Below are 24,243 nucleotides of genomic sequence, written 5' to 3'. Positions count from 1 at the left end.
AGTCCTCCTTAAATTTTTAAATTAAGCTCATTATCTGAACAAATAGCACTAAATAAAACATCTGTTGAACTATTTAATGCAGTTTCAACACTATCTTGGATAACCCCTATGATAAAACCAACCGCAACTACTTGCATAGCTATGTCATAATCAATATTAAACAAAGAGCAAGCAAGTGGTATAAGTAAGAGCGAACCTCCAGCAACCCCGCTAGCTCCACAAGCTGCAAATGCAGCTAAAACACTCAAAAGCATAGCTTGTAAAAAATTTATTTCAATACCTACTGTGTGAGCTGCCGCAAGACTTAATATGGCTATGGTTACAGCTGCCCCTGCCATATTAATCGTAGCACCTAGTGGAATAGAAATGCTATATAGATTATTGTTGATATTTAATTTGGAGCAAAGTGCCATATTTACAGGAATATTTGCTGCAGAACTTCTTGTGAAAAATGCAAAAACAGCGCTATGTTTTAAGCAAATAAAAATCAAAGGATAAGGATTTTTCTTTGTATAAGCAAAGACAATTAAAGCATTAATCACAAAAGCTACAAAAAACATAGTCAAAACTAAAATTATTAATAATTTAACATAACTAAAAAGTCCTGCTGCTCCTGTTTGAGCAACTGAATTAGCCACAAGTCCAAAAATTCCAAAAGGAGCAAGCTTGACTATAAATTTAACAATTTTTAATACACCCTCGTTTATATCAGTAAAAAGTTGTTTTGCATCATTAGAGCAATGTCTTAGAGCAAAACCTCCACCAATAGCCCAAGCTAATATGCTTAAATAATTTCCTGAAGATAAGGCATGGATCGGATTGTCTACTACTTGAAATAGTAAGGTTTTAAATACTTCGCCTATATGCGCAGGGCTTGTAGTGGAAGCTTTTTCAACATCGGTTAATACTAATTCTACAGGAAAAACAAAACTTATACTAACTGCGCTTAAAGAAGCTAAAAAGGTTCCAAAAATATACAAGAAAATAATGTGTTTTATTTTCTCACTTCCATGATTAAATTCTTTTGTGCAAATGGTTGTTAAAATTAAAATAAAAACTAAAATTGGCGCTATAGCTTTCAATGCACCTGTAAATAAAGCACCAAAAATATTTGCAAAAATAGCTAAATCTTTAGAAAAAATACCTACTAAAATTCCTAAAACAATACCTATGCAAATTTGTAAAATAAGATTTCCATCTTTATAGCGTTTGATTGCACAAGAGAATAAACTCATTTCTTACCTTTTTTGTAGTGATAAATTTTTAATTTATTCTAACAAAGTAAAGCTTAAATAAGCTTTTTTATTTTTAAGCTAGCTTGTGTTAAAATAAAGCTAGAATTTTTTATGATAAGGAATATAAAATATGTATTTATTTACTTCTGAAGTTGTTAGTGCAGGACATCCTGATAAATGTGCTGATATTATAGCTGATTCTATAGTGGATGCTTTTTTAACTCATGATAAAGACTCAAGGGTTGCTAGTGAGGTTTTTGTAGCAGGAAATAAAGTAGTAATTGGTGGTGAGATTAAATCAAAATATAAACTAGAAAAACAAGATTATGAAAATATTGTAAAAAAAGCTCTAGCAGATATTGGTTACAATGGAAATCCGCATTTTAGCAAAAAACAATGTTTACACCCTGATGATTTAGATGTAATGGTATTTTTAAATGAGCAAAGTCCTGATATCAATCAAGGTGTTGATCAAGAAGATGGAGAGATTGGAGCAGGTGATCAAGGTATAATGTTTGGTTTTGCAAGCAATGAAGCAAAAGAATATATGCCAGCAGCTATTTCTTATGCTAGAATGCTTTGTGATAAAGTATATGAGTTTGCAAAAAACAATCCTGATAAACTTGGAGTAGATATTAAAACTCAAGTTACAATTGATTATGCAAATAAAGAAAATTTTGAAAATTGCAAACCTCAAAGTATCCATACTATTGTAGTTTCAGCTCCTTGCGTTGAAAGTATGAAAATAGAAGATTTAAGAGCTTTGGTGATGGATTTGATTTTGGATTCAAATTTACCAAAAGAGCTTTTTTGCCTAGAAAAAACAAGAATTTTAATCAACCCAACGGGAAAATATGTAAATCACAGCTCATTACATGATAGTGGTTTAACAGGAAGAAAACTCATAGTAGATAGCTTTGGTGGCTATGCTCCAATAGGAGGTGGTGCACAATCTTCTAAAGACTATACTAAGGTTGATAGAAGTGGACTTTATGCTGCAAGATGGCTTGCTAAAAATATCGTAGCAGCAGGGCTTGCTAAAAAATGTATAGTGCAACTTTCTTATGCTATAGGTGTAGCTAAACCAACTTCTGTAAGTGTGGATTGCATGGGAACAAATACAAGATTAGATGATGATATTTTAAGTGATTTTGTGATGAAAACTTTCCCATTAACTCCAAATTGGATTAAAAATAAATTCAATCTCGATAAGCCAAGTAAAGATACTTTCATGTATGCTGATGTAGCTGCTCGTGGTCAAGTGGGTCAAGCTGATTATCCTTGGGAAAAATTAGACGCACTTGATGAATTTAAGGCATTATAAAATGAAGCTTTTAAGCTTCATTTTGCTTTAAAAGTTTTTCTTTTATCTTTAAAATCAATACTTCTTTTGGCTTAATTACCGCATTTTCTTTTCCATTAACTGCATGATATATGCTTACATTATAATTATTTGCATAAAAACGCATTAGAAAATTTTGTAATTTATACTCACTTGAAAAATTAAACCAAGCGTTATTTGAAATAGCGATGATGATTTTTGAGTGTTTGTAAAGTTTTTCTTTTGTAGCTTCAAAGCAGATAGCATTAGTGATGAGCTGATTATTTAGAGTGTATTGATTTAATTCTTTTCCTTTTGAAAATTCATCAATATTTAAAAGATATTTTTTAAAAAAGTTTTTAAATATAGGAATTTCTTCTCCAAAAGGTACAAGATAATGTTTGTTAAAAACTTGTATGTTGCCATTGTCAAATACATAAGTACTATTGTATAGATGATTAGGTGTAGTGCTTATAGCACCTGTGATGATGATGATTTGTTTTGATAAATCTTTTAAGACTTGTAAATAACTTGGTGCTTTATTTAATGCAAAAGCAAAAGCAGTTTCAGGAAAAATAATTGCTTCTTTACCTTCTTTTATAGCCTTGTTGATTTGATAAAATATATCTTTAGAATGAGTTTGTAAATTTTCTTGTATGAATTTTTGATCTTGAGAGATATTAGTTTGGATTAATTTATAGTCTAAATTTAGTGTTTGTGATTGTTTTTGATTATATTGAGCTCCGATTAGAATAAGGATTAGAATAATTGCTATTTTATAATATCTTGAAATATATTTTTCATAATAAAAATAAGCAATCAAAAACATAGCTATAATACCTTGGTAACTTGCATCAAAGATTCCATATACACTTAAAACACCCCAATTTAGCCAATCAAAGCCAAAAGGATGAATAAAACAAAGTAAAAAAATTCCACAAAGCCTTAAAAAATCATATTTAAGAAAAAAACATATAAAAAACAAAAACCCATAAATTAATCCAATTAAGATAATTTCTAAAGGAATTAAATAAGCTAAATTAAAATAAATTGATGATAAACCTATCCACCAAAACCATAAAATTCCTATAAAAAAACCGGTGTAAAAATATCCTGCTTTACTTTTGTTTCTTAGTAATAAAATTAAACCATATATGCTTAAAAATGGTGAGATAAATTCGAAAAGTAAATTTTCAAAAAAAGAAAAATAAATAAAATTTGACAATAAAAGTGCAGAAAAAAAGGCTTTTATTATTTTAAAAGTGGTAGAATTAGAATTTATGAACTTTAAAAAAAGGGGAAGAAATGGCAGAAAACGGAAATATTTGGACTTCATTGTTGCCTCTCATTGTGCTTTTTGCGATTTTTTATTTTTTGGTTATTAGACCACAACAAAAACAAGCAAAAGACCATAAATTGATGGTTTCATCTTTAGAAAAAGGAGATAAAATCATCACAAATGGTGGGATAATTTGCGAGGTGGTAAAACCAGAAGAGGATTTTATCAAAGTTAAGCTTAATGATGAAAATGTAGTTGTAAAAATTTCTAGAGATTTTATAGCAAAGAAAATTGATGCGTAGTGGAAAAATTACTTATAGAAGTATTATTTTCTTTGTAGTTTTTCTTATAGGGCTTGTTTTTTCTATACCTTCTTTTATGCAAACCCAAAGTGGTGCTAAGATTAACCTAGGACTTGATTTGCAAGGTGGTTTGCATATGTTATTAGGTGTAGAAGTGGAAGAGGCAGTTAAGTCAAAGGTTAAATCCATAGCCTCTTCTCTTAGTTATTCTATCAATAAAGAAGATATTATTGTTGATAAAATCAAAGTAAATGATACTAGTATTGAATTTAGTTTATTGGATGAAAATGATGTAGCTAAGGTTGATTTGTTGTTAAAAGACATTAAAGGCTTGGCTATTACACATGAAAATTTACACTACACACTTTCTTTAACCCAAGAAGAAATTAAATTAACTCATGAACAAGCTATTTTGCAAGCTGTAGAAACAATTAGAAATAGACTTGATCAATTTGGTCTTGCAGAGCCAAATGTAGCAAGATCAGGTGAGGATAAAATTTTAGTCGAACTTCCAGGTATTAAAACTGCTGCAGATGAGGCTAGAGCTAGAGAACTTATTGCAAAAGCTGCACATTTGCAATTAATGGAAGTAGATGATGTTAGAATGGATCAGGTAAATAATCTTGCTCCAGCTCAGGCTGCTGAATATGGAGATTTAATTTTTGAAGATGCAAAAAATCCTCAAATTAAATATCTAGTAAAATCTATACCTATTCTTGATGGTTCTATGTTAACAGACGCAAAAGTGGGTTTTGCGCAAAGTAATAATCTTCCTGTTATTAATTTTACCTTAAATTCAGAAGGTGCTAAAAAATTTGGAGACTATACAGGAAATAATGTAGGCAAACGCTTAGCTATAGTTTTAGATAATAAAGTATATTCAGCTCCAAGAATTAATGAAAGAATAGGTGGAGGTAGTGGTCAAATTAGTGGTAATTTTACCGTTGAAGAAGCTCATGATGTGGCCATTGCTTTAAGAAGTGGGGCACTTTTAGCACCGGTTAAAATGCTTGAAAAAAGAAGTGTTGGACCATCTTTGGGTGCTGATAGTATTAAAATGAGTATGATAGCCCTAGTAGGTGCTTCTATATTAGTTATTGCATTTATGGTGATGTATTATGGTATAGCAGGAATTTTTGCTAATATTGCTTTAGTGGCAAATATTTTAGTGATTATTGCTGTAATGGCTATGTTTGGTGCAACTTTGACTTTACCTGGTATGGCAGGACTTGTGCTTACTGTAGGTATGGCAGTAGATTCTAATGTTATTATCAATGAAAGAATTAGGGAGTTATTGCGAGAGGGTGCTAGTATAAGGCAAAGTGTTGAAAATGGTTATAAGCATGCAATGAGCGCGATTTTAGATTCTAATATTACTTCGCTTATTACTTCAGTGGTGCTTTATGCTTATGGAACAGGTGCGGTAAAAGGTTTTGCGGTGACTTTAAGCATTGGAATTTTAGTTTCAATGATTACTTCTATTGTTGGAACTCATGGTATGTTTGAAATGTTTATGAACCGTATGGAAAAAAGCAATAATACAAGATTATGGTTTGGATATAGGAGACCTTAATGCAATTTTTTAGTCAAAAGCATATTTATGATTTTATGAGAATGAGATTTGCAGCCATCTCTTTGTCTTTTATTTTATTTTTTGGTTCTATTTTTATCCTTTTTACTAAGGGTTTGAATTTTGGTATTGATTTTACCGGTGGAACTTTGGTACAACTTCAATATGAGCAAAAAGCACCCTTGGCTGAAATTCGTAAAGCTTTATCTATAAATGAAAATTTAAAAGGAGCTAGTGTTACCGAATTTGGTAGTGCTAATGAAGTTATTATTCGTTTTTCAGGAAGTAGTGATAGCTTGGGAAGTGATATTGGAGTAAGTATTGCAAATTTGTTAAAAGATACAGGTAAATTTGAAGTGCGCCGCGTGGATGTAGTAGGTCCAAAAGTAGGAGATGAACTGCGTAATAAAGGTCTTATGGCGGTTGGAATTTCTTTGATTGCTATTTTGATTTATTTGGCAGTGAGATTTGAATGGCGTTTTGCTATGGCTTCTATTGTGTGTGAAATTCATGATATAGTCATTACTTTAGGTGCTATTGCATTATTTGAAATAGATGTAAATTTAGATATTTTGGCGGCTGTTTTAACTGTGCTTGGATATTCTTTAAATGATACGATTATTATTTTTGATAGGATTAGAGAAGGTGTTAAAACAAGTAAAAATTCAAAACTTGATTTAATTATTAATGAATCAGTTTCTGCAACTTTATCAAGAACTACTTTAACAACGGGTTTAACTTTAATTACTGTTGTAGTGCTTTATTTCTTTGGTGGATCTATGATAGAAGGTTTTGCTCTAACTATGATAGTGGGTATTGTGGCAGGTACTGCAAGTTCTATATTTGTAGCAAGTCCAGCACTTTTATGGTTTAAATTTAGTGTTACGCAGTATCGTCAAAAAGAATTAGAAAAAGTAAAGAAAAAACAAGAAAAAGAGAAATTAAGAGCGATGTATGAAAAAGGAACGGTGTAAAAATGAATTGGGGTAAGGTTATTTATATCTTTTTTGCTCTAATGAGCTTAACTACAACCGCAGGATTTTTATATGATCAAAATGAAGTTGCATTATTTATTGCAGCTTGTGTGAATTTAATTTCTACTTTATTGAAAATCGGAGTTAGAAATTTCTTAGCAGCTGAATTATTTGCTAGTTCTTTAGTGGCTGATTTGCATTTAATTCCAGCTTTTGCTTTAATACAAATTAATCCAGAAGCTAATGTTATGGTTTATACTTTAGCAATTGGTGCTTTGATAGCTAATATCTTTTCAATGATTTTAGTTATAGTTGATTCAGTAAAAAGTCAAGAAGAAAATTAGGAGTTAAAATGGCATATGAGGCAGGTAAAATAGAAAAAAAATGGCAAAAAATTTGGCAAGAAAAAGAATATTTTGAGCCAAAAGACGATTTTTCTTTACCAAAAAAATACATTTTATCTATGTTTCCATATCCAAGTGGTAGAATTCATATGGGACATGTGAGAAACTATAGCATAGGTGATGCTATGGCCAGATATTATAGAAAAAAAGGTTTTAATGTCTTACATCCTATAGGTTTTGATAGTTTTGGTATGCCTGCTGAAAATGCTGCGATAAAACACGGTATTCATCCTAAGAAATGGACTTATGAAAATATTGATTATATGCAAAATGAACTTGCTTCTTTGGGCTTTTCCTTTTCTAAAAAAAGAATGTTTGCTACTTCTGATCCTTTATATACTAAATTTGAGCAAGAATTTTTCATCAAAATGTATGAAAAAGGACTTATTTACACTAAAGAAGCTGAAGTTAATTGGTGTGAGAATGATAAAACGGTCTTAGCAAATGAGCAAGTTGAAGATGGCAAATGTTGGCGTTGTGGACATGAAGTCATTAGAAAAAAAATGCCAGGATATTATGTAAAAATTACCGCTTATGCAGATGAATTATTGCAAGATCTTAAAAAATTAGAAGGAAAATGGCCAAGTCAGGTTTTGACTATGCAAGAAAATTGGATAGGTAAAAGCATAGGGCTTAGTTTTGATTTTGATATAGAAGAAAATGATAAAATCAGTTCAAAAAAGATCAATGTTTTTACAACAAGAGCTGAGACTATTTATGGAGTGTCTTATATTGCTTTAGCGCCTGATCATGAAATAGTAAACGAATTAATTGATAAAAAATTACTAGATCAAGATACTATCATAAAAATTCAAAATATACAAAATCAAACACCCCGCCAAAGACAAGCTGCGCCAAAAGAGGGATATTTTTTAAATCTTCATGTAATCCATCCACTAAGTAAAGAAAAAATTCCTTTATGGGTAGCTAATTTTGTTTTAAGTGATTATGGTAGTGGGGCTGTTATGAGTGTGCCTGCTCATGATGAAAGAGATTATGAGTTTGCAAAAACTTATAATTTAGCTATAAAAAAAGTAATTTATAAAGATGAAAATGATGCGCAATGCTACACTTTAAAAGAAGGTGTTTTAACCAATAGTGGCGAATTTGATCAATTAGAATGTAATGATGCTAGAGAAAAAATTAGTTTAAAAATTGAATCTTTGGGTATTGGTAAAAAGGTTACCAATTTTAAAATTCGTGATTGGGGTGTTTCTAGACAAAGATATTGGGGTGCTCCTATACCAATGATTAAGTGTAATTCTTGTGGCATAGTTCCTCAAAAAATAGAAAATTTACCTATTACCTTGCCTGAAGATGTGATTATAAATGGAGAGGGAAATCCACTTGATAAGCATGAAATATGGAAAGAGTGCATTTGTCCAAAATGTGGTAAAAAAGCACAAAAAGAAAGCGATACTTTAGATACTTTCTTTGAAAGTTCTTGGTATTTTGCGCGTTTTGCAAGTGATGATAAAACATGGCAAGAAAAAGCGGTAGATGAAAAAAGTGTTAATTATTGGATGAATGTTGATGAATATATTGGCGGGATTGAACATGCAATATTGCATTTACTCTATGCTAGATTTTTCCAAAAAGCACTTAGAGATTTGGGTTATTTAAAAGATGATGAGCCTTTTAATAGACTTTTAACCCAAGGAATGGTCACTAAAGATGGTGCTAAGATGAGTAAATCTAAGGGTAATGTAGTAGATCCTGATTATATTATAGAAAAATATGGAGCAGATAGTGCAAGATTGTTTATATTGTTTGCTGCACCACCTGCTAAAGAACTTGAATGGAACGATAGTGCGCTAGAGGGTGCGTTTAAATTTATCAATAGACTTTATGAAAAGGCTATGAGTTTAGAATGTGGAAAATTACAAGAAATTGATCATCAAAGTTTAAATAAAGAAGAAAAATATGCTAGATTAAAAGTATATGAAGCTTTGAAAAAATCTTTTGAAGTTTATGAAGAAAGTTTTGCCTTTAATACCTTAATAGCTGCATGTATGGAAGCTTTAAATGCCTTAAATGCTATAAATCATAAAGAAGTTTTAAAAGAAGCTTTTTATATTATTTTAAATATTTTAGAGCCTATTATCCCTCATGTTTGTTTTGAGCTTAGCGAGCATTTGTTTAAATGTGAAAATTTTAAAGTATTAAAAATAAAAGAAGAAGTTTTTGTAAAAGATAGTTTTAATATAGCTATTAGTGTTAATGGTAAAAAAAGAGCGCAGATTGAAATAAATTCAGAGGCTAAAGAAGATGAGATTTTAGCTTTGGCTAAAGAAAATGTTGCAAAATGGCTAGAAGGAAAAACCATTGTAAAAGAAATTTATATTGATAAGAAATTGGTAAATTTGGTGGTTAAATGAAAAAATATTTAATATCTTTTTTTGCTTTTTTTATTATATCTTGTGGATATATCCCATCATCTCAAATGGCAAGTAGGGTTTTGGGTGAAAATGTATTTTTGAAAATCAATATTAGTAAACAAGATCCCGAAAATAGTGTTTATATAACAGATATTTTAAGAGAAGCTATGCTTAATAAGCTTGGCAGAAAAGTCACAGATGAGCATAATGCAGATAGTTCTATTATAGTTACGATGAAAAAGTTAGAATTTCATCCTATGGTGTATGATAGAAATGGTTATGTAGTTAATTATAAAGCAGAGCTTTACTTGGAATTTCTTATGCGTTATAAAAATGGTAAAGAAGAAGTTGTAAATACCAAGGGAAGTTATAATTTTGATATTAATCCAAATTCTATTATTAGCGATCAAGCTAGATTTGAAGCAATTAAAAATGCATCAAGTGAAGCTTTTGATGAATTTGTTTCTATTATAGCTATTAGGGGTTATAAATAAATGGCAAGTCATATCAATGAGATTGCAAAAGAAACATTGATAAAATTAAAAGAGCGTAAGTTGCATCCAACTCCTGAAAATTATAGTGAGGTATTTGAAGAATGTGCTAAAAAAGCGGGGGTGATGAGTTTTAATAAAGCAAGGATAGAAAAATATACTAATCTTTTAGATGATATTTATAAGCAAGAGCTAAAAGGAAAAAGCATTCGAACTATTGATGAGTTTTTGATGTTTTTAGTTTCTAGGCTTAATAGGCAAGTAAGTAGAAAATATGAAGATGTTTATGCTTTGCTTGATTTGATTGTGCAACAGCTTAGTATTAGCAAAGATAAAAAAATCAAAGAATTAGCAAAAATTACTCAACACAGATTATCTCAAGCTATGGATTTAGAAACCATATATCTTTTAAGGGCTAAATGGAGAGAGCTTGAAAAATCTTATGAGGATTATGAGCTTTTAAAAAAATTAGAAGAATTTAATATTCGAGCGTTTTTGGATTTTCACACTTTAGTTGAAAAACTCATTGTTATGTTAAAGGAGAGATCTTATGAGAAGCAGGCTGAACTTTTACTAGCTTCTTTGGAGTCTTTGTTTGGAGCAAGTAAAGAGCTTGAGCAGTTTAAACAAAATTTAAAAGAAAATCCTAAATTAATTGCCAGGAAAGAATTTGCACATGAGTATTATTTAATGTTGCAAAAAAAAGAAGCAACAGATAAATATTATATACAAAAAAACCTTTCTTTTTTTAATCAGCACTTAGAAAGCTTAAATGAAATGGTATCAAAGCTGTATGATAACAGCCAAGAAGATGTGAAATTTATTAATGCTTTAACTAAAGATGAAAATGGTAATGTTCAAATTAATTTTGATACACTAAAAGATAAACTTTTATATGCAAACGAGCAAATAGCGCAAATTAAAACTCAAATTCAAGCTACAAGTGATGATGAGCAAAGAGAGCAGTGGAGTCTTGCTCAAGAACTTAAAAAACTTGATGAAAACTATAAGCTTTATGCTGTTAATTATGCATTATGTTTTTTTAAAATTAATAATATAGAGCATGTTATTAATGTTTATGGTATTGATAGTTTTAAGGCAATTAGTGGAAAGTTTAAAAAGATACTTAAAGATTTATGTAAAGATATGGGTGAAATTTGGATTTTAGATGAAAGTTCTTATTTGGTTATACTTCCAGGTAAAAATTTAGAAAGTGCTCAGATTTTTATAGAAAAAGCCTTAAAGCTTATAGATGATTATAAATTCATTTATAAAGAAGAAGTAGTTAAACTTATTTTATCATCTTCTTGCATAGAAAAAAAAGAATTTCCAGATGGTGATATTTTAAAAGAATTAATCCAAAAAGCTTAGCATGAAATTTCAACAAACACTTTCACAAAAAACTATGTATGTGCAAAAAATTAGTAGATTTTTTATGTTTAGCATGTATGAGAAGTATAAAAAATTTATTCCAAAAACTAAAAATATCCAAATTATTGGCACTAATGGTAAAGGAAGTACGGGTAGATTTTTAGCGCTTTTACTTTTAGAGCAAGGATATAAAGTAGGTCATTATACAAGTCCACATATTTTTGAATTTAATGAAAGATTTTGGTTAAATGGCAAAATTGCAAGCAATGAACTTTTAGAAAAAGCGCATGAAAAACTAGAAAGTGTTTTTTTGGAAGATGTGAAAAAACTTAGTTATTTTGAATACGCTACTTTTTTAGCTTTTTTTATTTTTAAAGATTGTGATTATGTGATTTTAGAAGCCGGAGTAGGTGGGGAGTATGATGCGACAAGTGTTTTTGAAATAGATTTTAGTATTTTTACTAAAATAGGATTTGATCATCAAGATTTATTAGGTAAAAATTTAGAAGAAATAGCAAGAACAAAATTAAAAGCCATGAGTGCTAAAGCTTTAATTAATCATAAGCAAGAAGCAAAAGTATTAAATTTGGCTCAAAAAATAGCAAATTTAAAACAAGCTAGTTTAAGTATCAGTTTGCTAGAAAAAAATAATTTTATTTATCCTTATGTGCAAGAATATATTCAAAAGCACAATTTTGCAACTTTTTTAAAAGATAATCTTTTTTTAGCTTTAGAAGCTTTTTCTAAAATTTGTGCTAAAAATGAAAAAGAATTGATTCAAAGTATCAAAAATCTACCAAAACTTGATTTAAAAGGAAGGTGCGAACAAATAAGTCAAAATATTTTTATTGATGTAGGACATAATGAAATGGCGGCTTTAGCTTTAGTTGAAATTTTCAAGGAAAAAAAAGTTCATTTAGTTTATAATTGCTTTTTAGATAAAGATTCTTATAAAATTTTAAAGGTTTTAAAACCTATAATAAAAATAGTTGAAATTTATGATTATGAAAGTAAAGATAGATCCTTGGCGGGTTCTGTTTTGCTAGAAAATTTAGAAAAATTAGATATTGTTTATCAAAAATTTGAACAAATAAAAAAAGATGAGTTATATTTAGTTTTTGGTTCTTTTGTATTGGTAGAAAAATTTTTAAGAGGCTATAATGAAAGATAAATTTACGCTAACTATTACAGATGTAAATGGTTCTAGACATTTTTTATTAAGTCAGATTATAAAAAAAGTAATAATTTATTTTACTACTTTTGTTTTTGTTGTTATAGTTTTAGGTGCTTTATATATTAATTATCTAGCAGATAAGCGTTCAGAGCTTTTAAAAGAACAAGAAATATTATCTTCAAAGAATACTAAATTGTTTTCTCAAAATGAGAGTATGCAAAAAAGTTTAGAAGAAAAAACAGCCTTATATGATGAACTCCAAACCCAACTTGCAGATATTGAGGATAATTTAGGCTTAAAGCAAGATGAAAGTTTAGATATACCAGAAAGATTAGAAAAAGTCAAACTTACTAATGATCAAGCTTATTTATTTTTAACACAAATTCCAAATGGTCATGTGATAGAAGATAATGGAGTCACAGGTAATTTCGGATGGCGTCATCATCCTATATTAAATAAAAAAGAATTTCATCCAGGTATTGATTTAAGAGCAGCTTTAAAAACTCCTATTTATGCGCCTGCAAATGGAGTGGTTGAATACGCTGCATATAGCAATAATGGTTATGGTTACTCAGTGATTTTGATCCATAATTTTGGTTTTAAAACGGTTTATGCGCATATGACGCGTCAGGATGTTGTCAAAGCAGGGCAATTTGTAAAAAAAGGTGATTTGTTGGGTTATACAGGAAATACAGGTCTTTCTACGGGGCCGCATTTGCATTATGAGGTTAGATTTATTAATAAACTTTTAGATCCTAAGATTTTTATAGATTTAAACCGAAAAAACTATGAACAAATTTTTGAAAAAGAAAGGAGAGTGCCATGGCAATCTTTAATAAAGGCTCTATTGCTGCAGTATCCGAAACTACAGTCATTTCAAACGGAGCAAAAATAGAAGGAAAATTTTATTTTGATTCTATGCTTCATTTAGATGGAGAAATTACAGGAGTAATTAATTCTTCTAATGTGATAGTGATAGGTAAAAGTGGTGTTTTAAAAGGACAAGTTAAGGCAAGTAAGATAGTAATCAATGGAGTTTTTGAGGGAGAAATGCAAGTTGATTCTTTAGAAATTTTATCCGGCGGTGTACTTAATGGTAATATCATAGTTAAACAATTAAGTATTGAAAATGGTGGGAAATTTAACGGAAGTAGTAAAATAATTGAAAAAGAAGAAGAGCTTGCAACTATTGATGTGAGTATAGAAAATTCAGAAAATGCAAGCTAAATTATATGAATATTTATTAAGTAATAAAACTGAGTTAATAATTTGTGAGAATGATAAAGAAGCAGATGAATTAGCTCAAGTTTGCTTATTTTTAAAATTAAAAACTTTTATTTTACCTGATTTTAGAGCAGAATTTGGTAGCGATTTACGCTCTTTTTCTAAAGAACTTTTTGAAATTTGTAAAGTATTAAATGCTTATCATAAAGAAAATGAAAATAAAATTTTAATATCTCCTATAAAAACAATTTTGCAAAAGTTACCAGGTAAAAAGCATCTAAAAAACATTATTCTTAAAAGAAATTCACTTCTTGCTTTAGAGAAATTTAAAGAAGAAATTTTACATAGTGGATATGAGTTTGTAGATATAGTTCAAGATAAGGGTGAAATTTCAATACGCGGGGATATTATAGATATTTTTGCGATTAACGAAGAACAACCTTTTAGAATTTTACTTTTTTCAGATGAGATAGAAAGTATAAGATATTTTGATATACATACGCAAAAATCAATCCCTGCTGAACTCTCTAATATAGAAATTTGTCCTTTTTTGAGTGCTTTTAGTCAAGAACAATATGAAAATTTACAAGAAAAAATTCAAAATTTCCAAAGCCAAAGTATTATAAACGATGTTAATTCTTTAGGTTTTTGGTGTGTTGATGATTTTTGTGATTATTTAGATTTAAATTTTGTAAGCATAAAAAAATTTGATGTAAATGATTTTGAAGAAGATATTAGTAAAATCAATCAAAATATTTTACCTGAACCAAAATTTTATAAAGATTTAGTAAGTTCTTATAATTATGATTTTTTCACTTTTCACAAAGATAAAAAAATTACTATTTTGGCAAAAAATGAAGCTTTGTTTAAAGCTTTAAATTTACAAGAATTTTCAAATATTAAATTAAAAATATCCCAAGAAAGAATTAATTTAAGTACTCAAGATGAGCTTATCATATCTTTAAATAAAAAAGAAAAAAACAAAAGAGTTAGAAAAGCAAGTTTAGTAATAGATGAACTTAGAGTTGGGGATTTTGTTGTGCATGAAGATTATGGTGTAGCTAAATTTTTAGGTCTTGAGATTATTGCAATAGCAGGAGCAAAAAAAGAATTTGTCGCTCTTGGGTATTTAAATAACGATAAGCTTTTATTACCTGTTGAAAATTTATATATGATTGATAAATATATCGGTGTAAGTGGTGGTGTGCCTTTACTTGATAAGCTTGGAAAAGGAAGTTTTTTAAAAATCAAGGAAAGATTAAAAGAAAAATTATTTGCCATTGCTTCAAATATAGTTTCTTTAGCAGCGACTAGAGCTTTGATAAAAGCAAAAGAATTAAAAATTTCTCAAGAATTACAAGATGAATTTATCAATAAGGCAGGATTTTTTTACACTAAAGATCAAAGTCAAGTTTGTCAAGAAATCACTCAAGATTTAAAAAGTATGCAGGTGATGGATAGGCTTTTAAGTGGCGATGTGGGTTTTGGTAAAACAGAAGTTGCTATGAACGCTATATTTACTTGTGTAAAAAGTGGTTATACGGCTTTATTTTTTGTGCCAACTACTTTGCTTTCAGCCCAGCATTTTAAAACCTTAAAACGAAGATTTGATTCTTTTGATATAGAGGTTTTTAAGCTAGATCGTTTTACTAGTGCTAAAGAAAAAAAACAAGTTTTAGCATTTTTAAAAGAAAATAAGCCTTGTGTAGTGGTTGGAACGCATTCTCTTTTAGGGGTTGAGTGTGAAAATTTGGGTTTAGTCGTGATAGATGAGGAGCATAAATTTGGTGTAAAACAAAAAGAAAAACTCAAGGAACTAAGTAAAAATTCACATATTCTATCTATGTCGGCAACGCCCATACCAAGAAGCTTAAATCAAGCTCTTAGTTCTTTAAAATCATATAGTGTTTTACAAACTCCACCTGAGGATCGTTTGGATGTGCGTACCTTTGTTAGAGAAAGTAATGACGCTTTGATTAAAGAAGCTATTTCAAGAGAATTAAGAAGAGCAGGACAGATTTTTTATATACACAATCATATAGCAAGTATTGATGGGTGTAAAAAATATCTTTTAGATTTGTTTCCAAATTTAAAAATTTTAATCTTGCATTCTAAAATTGATGCAAAAACTACTGAAGAAGAAATGATTAAATTCGAAAATAAAGAATATGATTTATTGCTTTGTACTTCTATAGTTGAAAGTGGTATTGATTTGGCAAATGCAAACACTATCATAGTAGAAAATTCAGATCGCTTCGGTATGGCTGATTTACACCAACTTAGAGGAAGAGTAGGGCGTAGTGCTAAGCAAGGATATTGTTATTTTTTGATTGAAGATAAGGAAAAAATCACAAAAGATTCTTTAAAAAGACTTACGAGTTTAGAGAGTAATTCTTATTTAGGTTCAGGAAGCGTGCTTGCTTATCATGATTTAGAAATTCGTGGTGGTGGAAATTTATTAGGCGTAGATCAAAGTGGACATATAGAACAAATTGGTTATAGTTTGTATCTTAAAATGTTAGAAGATGAGATTAATAAATTAAGTAAAAAAGAAGAAATTAAAGAGAAAAAAATAGATCTAAAGCTTAATATCAATGCTTTTTTAAATAGTGAGTATATTAGTGAAGATCGTTTGAGATTAGAACTTTATAGAAGACTTAGTAAATGTATGAGTGTTAATGAAGTTTATGAGATAGAAAGTGAGATGAATGATCGTTTTGGAAGGCCTGATATTTTTACTAAGCAGTTTTTGGATTTAATCATCATAAAAATTTTAGCTAGCAAGCATTATAAACTAGTGAGTAATTATGAACAAAATATTTGTTTTGTAAAAGATGATGAGAGCAAGGAAGTCATTAAGGCAAAAAGTAAAGACGATGATGATGTAATTGAGGCTATTTTGATGCATTTAAGAAAGAGTGAAAAAGCATGAGTGGATATGAAATTTTTAAAGCTTTAGTTAATGCAAATATTGTTTATAAAGATTTTGAATGGCTAGAAAATAATACTTTAAGTGAGTTTGAAATTTTAATTTCTGTAGTTTTAACTCAAAATACAAATTGGAAAAATGTATTAAAAGCTTTGATAAATTTAAAACAAGCAAATATTACTAAGATAGAAGATTTATCAAATTTAAATACTCAAGATTTAGCGTTTTTAATAAAGCCAAGTGGATTTTATAATACTAAGGCAAAATATATTAAAAATTTTACTCAAAAATATTTTCAATATTTTAATTCTTTTGAGCTTTTTAAAGAAGAAGTTGATAGAGAATGGCTTTTGGATATTAAGGGTTTTGGTCAAGAAAGTGCTGATGGAATTTTAAATTATATATGCAAAAAAGAAGTTTTAGTAGTTGATGCTTATAGTGCAAAAATAGCTAATTATTTAGGCTATGAGTGTCAAAGTTATGATGAGTTGGCAGATTTTTTAAAAAAAGACATAGCTAAAAATCAACAAGAATTGTGTGTTTTATTAAAAAAAGAATGTAAATTATATGAGCTTTATCAAATTTTTCATGCTTTAATTGTTTCTTTTTGTAAAACACACTTTCAAGGTAAAAAACTTTCAGAGAATGGTGTGCTTATTCTAGATCCTTTAAAATTTTAAATTTATTTTTTATTTAAAAAGTTATTTTTTTACGATTAAAGTGCTATAATGTATTTAACTTCATAAAAAGGAGAAGTAATGAATACAAGTATAGTTGGAAAGCAATTTGAGCTAACTGAGTCTATAAAAGAGTATGTGGAAAAAAGCTTTGATGCTTTAAGTAAATATGGCTTAGATGTGATTTCTGCGCGTTGTGTTATAAGTGCTGATGAAAGGCATGGAAAGAAAGGATTTTGGGCTGAATTTAGCATTAATCTAGCCGGTATTAATACAGTGGTTGTAAAGCAAAAAGATAAAGACTTATACGCTGCTATAGATTTAGCTACTGATAGAATTTCTAAGGTTTTAAGAAGATTGCATGATAAAAATATTACCCATAAACATCAAGATGAGATAAAAGAAAATTTAGTATTACCGAGCTTGATTGAGGAAGATGAGATAGTTCCAACAGAACTTGAGCTATATAAGCCTTTGGAAATTGAAGAAGCGTTGGAAAAATTAAAAGCAAGTAAAGATATATTTTTAGTTTTTAATGACATAGATGCAAAAATGAGAGTGTTATATAAGAAAAAAGATGGTAAATTTGGTTTATTTTAAAAAATCTAGCCTTTTTTAAAGGCTAGATGTATTAGAAGAGTTTGTTAAAGATTTTATCTATTGCTTGATCTACTTTTTTACCCGTATTTTTAGCACCATCACTAGCATTTCCACCTATTGTATTAACAATGGAATTTACAACACTTTTTGTATCAAGACTTACTTTAGGATCTTGTGTTGTTCCTTTTATAGTACCTTTGAAGTTTGCTCTATCAATGACGATATTAAAAGGAATATTTAATTTGGTACTTTTTATATCAACCTTACCTTTGCTAATATTTATATTGCTTCTATCAGCCACTAGGTTTAAATTTAAATCTATAAGATTTTTGTTGATGTTTATTTTGGCTTCACCGTTGCGATATACATCTTGAGTGATATCTTTTTGTAAAAATAACATTAAAGCACCAGTGATGAGATTTTTCTTAAGTTGCCCATCGGCTAAATTCATTAGCACCACACCACTTTCTTTTAAAAGATTATAGTCAATACTTAAATTTGATTTTGCTTGATAATAATCAGGTAAATCTAAGCTTTGAGTTAAATTTGAAAGATCGGTATTTTGCATTTTAGCGTTAAAAATATTATTTTTTAAAGTGGCATTTAACGAGCCGTTAAATATATTTTTACTATTAATACTTGCATCTATTAAAGCGTTTTTAAAATCAAATTTTCCTTCAAAATCAGCCTTGCCTTTTAAGTTTCTATCAACTAAAAATCCTAACTTAGAAAAATCTTGTAATGATATATTATAAGTGCTTGCTAGAGCCATTTGATTAAGATCAAATTTACCTTTTAATGAATTAATATTTGCAAATGAACTTAAAACTTTAGCGTTAAAATCAATGATTGATTTAGAAATTTTTCCATCAAGATTGATTTTTGCTGAAGTATTCTTTGGAAATTTTTTCTCTAAAAGCTTGGATAATTCTACTTCATTAAAAGAAGAATTAATATTTGCTTTAAAATCACCATTAATATTGTTAAAATCAAGTGACTTTAAGTCAATATCTGCATTTACATTACCAAATGCTAAAACTTTTTGTCCTATCAAAGGAAAAAGTTGTTCTAATTTTATATTATCAATCTTTGCTTGTAAACTTTTTCCATTGGATTTTGCATTGATAAGCCCTTGCATGATTTTAATATTTGCATCAAGATTTTGAATTTGATTTGCTTTAAGATCAACTTTGGCATCTAAATTTAAAGGTCCATTGAGATCTTGTTTGGTTAAAGGTTTTAATTTATTAAGATTATCTACAAAAGCACTAATTTGTGCATTTAAATCTTTGTTTGTAAGATTATATGAGCCTTTTAGTTGAGGTATTTTTGCTATGTTTGAATCAAGTAAAGCTTCATAATCAATTAAAGAATTTTTCGCATTTGCTTTAGCTTGTAAGTTAAAAGTTGTTTTTGGAAAATCAAGATTACTTAGTTTTTTAAATTCTATAACATTTATATTTGCATTATTTAACCTAGTATTTAGATTGAAATTTTTAAAATCAAGCCCTTGTGCTTTTAAATCTAAAACTAATTTAGAATTAATAAAAGCAGGCATAGAGATAGTCTTTAAAAGTTCTGCTACTTCTATATTAGTTGTATTGATATTAAGATTATTATTTTCTAAAACAGCTTTTAAGCTACCACCAAATCCAAGCAAGTTAGCATCTAATCTTTGTAATTGATTGTTTGCAAAAAGTAAATTACCTTGAATTTGACTTTTGCCTTGGAGTTTCATTTTAGCTAGAGATGAAAATTGATTAAAATCATCTATTTTGATATCAAAATCACTAGTTAAGCTTTGTTTTGCTATATCATAAATGCTTTTTTGTGTATAAAGTTTGAAGAAGTTGCTTAAAATTTCACTTTTAGAAATAACTTCATTGTTTTGGATTAAAGATCTTATTTCACCCTTTATATAGCTTTGTTTTGGTAAGCTTAGATTAAAATCTTTTTCAATTAGAGTATTGTTGATAGAACTTGTGTAAAAATTAATCAAAGCATTACCATTTGGTTTTAAATTTTTAGCTTGTATATCGCTTATAATACTAATTTTTCCTTGAGCATATCTTGGTAGATTAGCAAAATCTAAAATTTGAGCCAAATCTATATTTTTGCCAATAAATTCAAGATTTATAGGAGAAAAATCAACAATTTTTGCATCTAAGCTAAGATTAGAATCAAACAAAAATCCATTGCCTTTTACTGAAAAATTACTACTTTTACCTACAACATTGCCCTTAAATGTAAAATCTTTATCGCTTTTTAAGCCAAGTTCTTGAATATAATTTTGTTTGAGTCCTAAAAGATAGTTTAAATCAAATCCTAGTCTTAAAGGTGATATACCACCTTCTATGTTAGCAAAAAATTTATCATCAATATTTGCTTTAATGTCAAGTTGTGAAAAACTAATTTTAAAATTTTCAAATTTAACATTCATACCGCTTTTTTGAGCAATAATCGTTTCGATTCTTGGCTTTAAAAAAGCATTACCCATGCTTGTAAATAATAATGTATATATAGCTAGAAATGCTATACACGCTACACCTAAAAGAATGTAAAGAATTTTTTTCATGAGAAACCTTTATAATGATATATCATATAAATTTAGTGATATAGACTAAACTTATATGATATATTTTACTTAATTTATTGACAATTAACTTTCTTTAATGTATAATTCTATCACTCAAAAACAAAGAGTGCTAAAAATGGCACATTTTAGAAAGGATAAAAAATGAATTTTCAACCTCTAGGAAAGCGTATTTTAGTAAAACGCTTAGAAGAAATGAAAACTACTGCTTCTGGGATTATTATACCAGATAATGCTAAAGAAAAACCATTAAATGGTGAAGTTGTTGCAGTAAGCAAAGAAATAGAAGATATTAAGGTAAATGATAAAGTAATGTTTGCAAAATACGGTGGAACTGAAATTAAACTTGATAATGAAGAGTATTTAGTTCTTAATGTTGAAGATGTTTTAGGGATTATTAAATAAAAAAGGATAAAAAATGGCAAAAGAAATATTTTTTTCAGATGAAGCAAGAAATAAACTTTATGAAGGTGTTAAAAAACTTAATGATGCTGTAAAAGTCACTATGGGACCACGCGGCCGTAATGTATTAATCCAAAAAAGTTTTGGTGCTCCAACTATCACAAAAGATGGTGTGAGTGTAGCTAAAGAAGTGGAATTAAAAGATTCTTTAGAAAATATGGGTGCTTCTTTAGTTAGGGAAGTAGCTAGTAAAACAGCTGATCAAGCAGGCGATGGAACAACAACAGCAACAGTTTTAGCACATGCTATTTTTAAAGAAGGTTTGAGAAATATTACAGCAGGTGCTAATCCTATCGAAGTTAAAAGAGGTATGGATAAAGCTTGCGAAGCTATAGTAGCTGAACTTAAAAAACTTTCTCGTGAAGTTAAAGATAAAAAAGAAATAGCTCAAGTTGCGACAATTTCTGCAAATTCAGACGAGAAAATCGGAAATTTAATCGCTGATGCTATGGAAAAAGTTGGAAAAGATGGTGTTATCACTGTTGAAGAAGCAAAATCAATCAATGATGAATTAAATGTAGTTGAAGGTATGCAATTTGATAGAGGTTATTTAAGCCCATATTTCATTACAAATACTGAAAAAATGACAGCTGAATTGCAAAATCCTTTTATTTTGTTATTTGATAAAAAAATTGCCAACTTAAAAGATTTATTACCAATTTTAGAACAAATTCAAAAAACAGGAAAACCACTTTTAATTATAGCTGAAGACATTGAAGGCGAAGCTTTGGCAACTTTAGTTGTAAATAAATTAAGAGGTGTTTTAAATATTTCAGCAGTTAAAGCTCCTGGCTTTGGCGATAGAAGAAAAGCTATGCTTGAAGATATTGCTATTTTAACAGGTGGTGAAGTGATCTCTGAAGAGCTTGGAAGAACTTTAGAAAGTGCTAGTATTCAAGATTTAGGTCAAGCTTCAAGCGTGATTATTGATAAAGACAATACAACTATTGTAAATGGCGCAGGTGAAAAAGCAAATATTGATGCAAGAATTAACCAAATCAAAGCTCAAATTGCTGAAACAAGTTCAGATTATGATAGAGAAAAATTACAAGAAAGATTAGCTAAATTAAGCGGTGGTGTAGCGGTGATTAAAGTTGGTGCGGCTACTGAAACTGAAATGAAAGAGAAAAAAGATAGAGTTGATGATGCATTAAGTGCTACAAAAGCTGCAGTTGAAGAAGGTATAGTAATAGGTGGTGGTGCTGCATTAATCAAAGCAAAATCAAAAATCAGCTTGAATTTGCAAGGTGATGAAGCTATTGGTGCAGCTATTGTAGAAAGAGCATTAAGAGCACCTTTAAGACAAATTGCTGAAAATGCTGGATTTGATGCTGGTGTAGTTGTAAATACAGTAGAAAATAGTAAAGAAGAAAATACTGGTTTTGATGCTGCAAAAGGTGAATATGTAAATATGCTTGAAAGCGGTATTATCGATCCTGTTAAAGTAGAAAGAGTAGCCTTGCTTAATGCGGTATCAGTAGCTAGCATGCTTTTAACAACTGAAGCTACAATTAGCGAAATTAAAGAAGACAAACCTGCTATGCCTGATATGAGTGGCATGGGTGGTATGAGTGGCATGGGTGGTATGATGTAACCCATTCTTAATTTTTTAAAAGCAAGGATTTTCCTTGCTTTATTTGTATTATCTCTGAGGTTAAAATGCTTATTCAACCAAAACCTATTACAAGAAAGTATGAAGATATAATTAGAAATATAAATGAAGGTTTTTATCAAATTCCAAAATTTCAAAGGGATTTTGTATGGAAAAAAGAGCAAGTTGCTAAATTAATTGATAGCTTAATCAAGGGATTTCCTATAGGAAGTTTTATTTTGTGGAAAACCAAAGAAAGGTTAAGATCATTAAAAAAAATTGGTAATTATTTTCTAAATGATATAAAAGAAGGTGATTTTGTTTTATATGTTTTAGATGGCCAACAAAGAATGACTTCGTTATATCTTGCCATAAATGGCGTTCAAATAGAAAAAGAAGATTACAAAGAACTTTATATTAATTTAGATAAACTTGAAACAAATGAAGAAATTTGCAGTATAGAAAAAGGCAAGGGAAATTATATAAGTTTTTATGATTTAATGAATGCTTCTATTGTGGATTTGGTAAATAATTTTAATAAAGACTTAGATAAAATACATAAAATAGAAAAAATAAGAGATTGGATAAAATCGTATGAATTTTCAACTATAGAGATTGATGATACTTCTATAGAAAGAATAACTGAAATTTTTACAAGAATTAATACAACGGGAAAAGATTTAACATTATTTGAAATAATGAATGCTAAAGTCTATGATGAAAATAAAAAATTTGATTTAGAAGATAGTTATAATAATCTCATAAGAGAATTAGAAATTAGTGCATATGAAACAATAGCCGAAAATAAAACTATTATTTTGCAATTATTATCTTTAAATTTAATAAAAAATTCTAAAACAAGTGCAATTTTATCTATAAATAAAAATCAATTTATAGATGAATGGGATAATACAATTAAGGCATTAAAATTAGCGATTGATAAAATAAGAGATTATTTTAAAATAGAAGTATCAAAACTTTTGCCTTATTATGTTTTAATAGTTCCAATTGCTTATTTTTATAGAATTAATGATTTTAAACCTCCAACTAATACTCAATTAAAACAAATTGAAAGATATTTTTTTAGATGTGCAATCAGTTGGAGGTTTTCTTCTTCTGTTGAAAGTAAATTAAATTCTGATATAAAAATAATTGAAAATATCAAAAACAATATAAATGTAAATTTTGATAAAGAATTACCATTGCAAAACAAACAAAAAGATTATTTTATTGAACTTTTAAAAGAAGATTTTTCATCATCAAATGCTTTTGATAAAGCAGTTCTTTGTATATTAGCTTATAATGAACCTAAAAAATTTAGCGACAATTCAAAAGTAAGATTAGATAATTCTTATCTCAGTATAGCTTCTTCTAAAAATTATCATCATTTTTTTCCAAAAGCATATTTGAAAAGAATAAACAATACCGATAATGCAAATGCATTAGCTAACATAACGCTAGTGGATGATTATTTAAATAAAAGAATTATAAGGGATAGAAATCCTCAAGAGTATATAAAATATTTTGAAAAAGAAAATAGTAATATCGATGAGGCATTAAAATCTCATTTTATTATACACGATGATTTTGTAGACTATAATTTGTTTTTAGACAAAAGAGCTAATGTGTTAGCTGAAGAAATTTTAAAAAGAATTTAATTGCAAAAGG

General features: G+C 28.6%; 20 protein-coding genes. 17 read left to right on the top strand and 3 right to left on the bottom strand.

What is annotated here, in order from left to right:
• Positions 1-8 precede the first annotated feature (8 nt).
• The gene (sstT, locus tag L8T82_RS01585; RefSeq protein WP_263725732.1) at positions 9-1,235 is read right to left on the bottom strand and encodes a serine/threonine transporter SstT; all 1,227 of its coding nucleotides are present in this window, start codon (positions 1,233-1,235) and stop codon (positions 9-11) included.
• 130 nt (positions 1,236-1,365) lie between these two features.
• Here sstT and metK point away from each other — a divergent pair, with 130 nt between their 5' ends.
• Positions 1,366-2,559, top strand: coding sequence for a methionine adenosyltransferase (metK, locus tag L8T82_RS01580; protein WP_263725731.1), 1,194 nt, complete (start codon positions 1,366-1,368; stop codon positions 2,557-2,559).
• A gap of 10 nt (positions 2,560-2,569) precedes the next feature.
• Here the strand turns inward: metK and L8T82_RS01575 are convergent, their stop codons facing one another.
• Positions 2,570-3,892 carry an apolipoprotein N-acyltransferase gene (locus L8T82_RS01575; RefSeq protein WP_263725730.1) on the bottom strand — a complete coding sequence of 441 codons (1,323 nt, stop codon included), beginning with the start codon at positions 3,890-3,892 and terminating at the stop codon, positions 2,570-2,572.
• Here L8T82_RS01575 and yajC point away from each other — a divergent pair.
• From yajC to hpf, 13 genes are all read left to right on the top strand, one after another.
• The gene (yajC, locus tag L8T82_RS01570; protein ID WP_039618686.1) at positions 3,862-4,137 is read left to right on the top strand and encodes a preprotein translocase subunit YajC; all 276 of its coding nucleotides are present in this window, start codon (positions 3,862-3,864) and stop codon (positions 4,135-4,137) included. The two genes, L8T82_RS01575 and yajC, sit on opposite strands and share 31 nt — an antisense overlap.
• On the top strand, positions 4,130-5,710 hold the full coding sequence (secD, locus tag L8T82_RS01565) for a protein translocase subunit SecD (RefSeq protein ID WP_263725729.1): 1,581 nt from the start codon (positions 4,130-4,132) through the stop codon (positions 5,708-5,710). Before yajC ends, secD begins: the two co-directional genes overlap by 8 nt.
• Positions 5,710-6,681, top strand: coding sequence for a protein translocase subunit SecF (gene secF, locus L8T82_RS01560; protein WP_220566868.1), 972 nt, complete (start codon positions 5,710-5,712; stop codon positions 6,679-6,681). Before secD ends, secF begins: the two co-directional genes overlap by 1 nt.
• 2 nt (positions 6,682-6,683) lie before the next feature.
• The gene (locus L8T82_RS01555; protein WP_133318707.1) at positions 6,684-7,025 is read left to right on the top strand and encodes a DUF6394 family protein; all 342 of its coding nucleotides are present in this window, start codon (positions 6,684-6,686) and stop codon (positions 7,023-7,025) included.
• Positions 7,026-7,033: 8 nt separating this feature from the next.
• Complete coding sequence (gene leuS / locus L8T82_RS01550) at positions 7,034-9,463, top strand: leucine--tRNA ligase (RefSeq protein WP_263725728.1); 2,430 nt, start codon at positions 7,034-7,036, stop codon at positions 9,461-9,463.
• Positions 9,460-9,957 (top strand): LPS assembly lipoprotein LptE, encoded by a 498-nt coding sequence (gene lptE / locus L8T82_RS01545; RefSeq protein WP_133318709.1) that lies wholly within the window; start codon positions 9,460-9,462, stop codon positions 9,955-9,957. The genes leuS and lptE overlap by 4 nt, the downstream gene beginning before the upstream one ends.
• The gene (locus L8T82_RS01540; RefSeq protein ID WP_263725727.1) at positions 9,958-11,325 is read left to right on the top strand and encodes a hypothetical protein; all 1,368 of its coding nucleotides are present in this window, start codon (positions 9,958-9,960) and stop codon (positions 11,323-11,325) included.
• Between the two features lies 1 nt (position 11,326).
• Positions 11,327-12,496 carry a Mur ligase family protein gene (locus L8T82_RS01535; RefSeq protein ID WP_263725726.1) on the top strand — a complete coding sequence of 390 codons (1,170 nt, stop codon included), beginning with the start codon at positions 11,327-11,329 and terminating at the stop codon, positions 12,494-12,496.
• A complete protein-coding gene (locus tag L8T82_RS01530; protein ID WP_243705623.1) occupies positions 12,483-13,394 on the top strand; it encodes a M23 family metallopeptidase in 912 nt (303 codons plus the stop codon). The genes L8T82_RS01535 and L8T82_RS01530 overlap by 14 nt, the downstream gene beginning before the upstream one ends.
• On the top strand, positions 13,322-13,726 hold the full coding sequence (locus tag L8T82_RS01525) for a bactofilin family protein (RefSeq protein ID WP_263660127.1): 405 nt from the start codon (positions 13,322-13,324) through the stop codon (positions 13,724-13,726). The genes L8T82_RS01530 and L8T82_RS01525 overlap by 73 nt, the downstream gene beginning before the upstream one ends.
• A complete protein-coding gene (locus L8T82_RS01520; RefSeq protein WP_263725725.1) occupies positions 13,716-16,655 on the top strand; it encodes a DEAD/DEAH box helicase in 2,940 nt (979 codons plus the stop codon). Before L8T82_RS01525 ends, L8T82_RS01520 begins: the two co-directional genes overlap by 11 nt.
• Positions 16,652-17,332 (top strand): endonuclease III domain-containing protein, encoded by a 681-nt coding sequence (locus L8T82_RS01515; RefSeq protein ID WP_263725724.1) that lies wholly within the window; start codon positions 16,652-16,654, stop codon positions 17,330-17,332. The genes L8T82_RS01520 and L8T82_RS01515 overlap by 4 nt, the downstream gene beginning before the upstream one ends.
• A gap of 78 nt (positions 17,333-17,410) precedes the next feature.
• Positions 17,411-17,929: a ribosome hibernation-promoting factor, HPF/YfiA family gene (gene hpf, locus L8T82_RS01510; RefSeq protein ID WP_220566860.1), complete on the top strand. Its 519-nt coding sequence runs from the start codon at positions 17,411-17,413 to the stop codon at positions 17,927-17,929.
• Positions 17,930-17,960: 31 nt separating this feature from the next.
• Here the strand turns inward: hpf and L8T82_RS01505 are convergent, their stop codons facing one another.
• Complete coding sequence (locus L8T82_RS01505) at positions 17,961-20,504, bottom strand: hypothetical protein (protein WP_263725723.1); 2,544 nt, start codon at positions 20,502-20,504, stop codon at positions 17,961-17,963.
• 162 nt (positions 20,505-20,666) lie between these two features.
• Here L8T82_RS01505 and groES point away from each other — a divergent pair, with 162 nt between their 5' ends.
• The 3 genes from groES (at position 20,667) to L8T82_RS01490 (ending at position 24,233) form a co-directional block, all read left to right on the top strand.
• Positions 20,667-20,927 carry a co-chaperone GroES gene (gene groES, locus L8T82_RS01500; protein WP_039626536.1) on the top strand — a complete coding sequence of 87 codons (261 nt, stop codon included), beginning with the start codon at positions 20,667-20,669 and terminating at the stop codon, positions 20,925-20,927.
• A 13-nt stretch (positions 20,928-20,940) separates the two neighbouring features.
• Positions 20,941-22,578, top strand: a complete 1,638-nt coding sequence (gene groL / locus L8T82_RS01495) for a chaperonin GroEL (RefSeq protein ID WP_263725722.1) — start codon at positions 20,941-20,943, stop codon at positions 22,576-22,578.
• 65 nt (positions 22,579-22,643) lie between these two features.
• On the top strand, positions 22,644-24,233 hold the full coding sequence (locus tag L8T82_RS01490; protein WP_263671272.1) for a DUF262 domain-containing protein: 1,590 nt from the start codon (positions 22,644-22,646) through the stop codon (positions 24,231-24,233).
• Positions 24,234-24,243 lie beyond the last annotated feature (10 nt).

Source organism: Campylobacter sp. IFREMER_LSEM_CL292 (assembly GCF_025771615.1).
GTDB lineage: Bacteria > Campylobacterota > Campylobacteria > Campylobacterales > Campylobacteraceae > Campylobacter_D > Campylobacter_D lari_D.
This window is presented reverse-complemented; position numbering and strand designations above follow the sequence as displayed.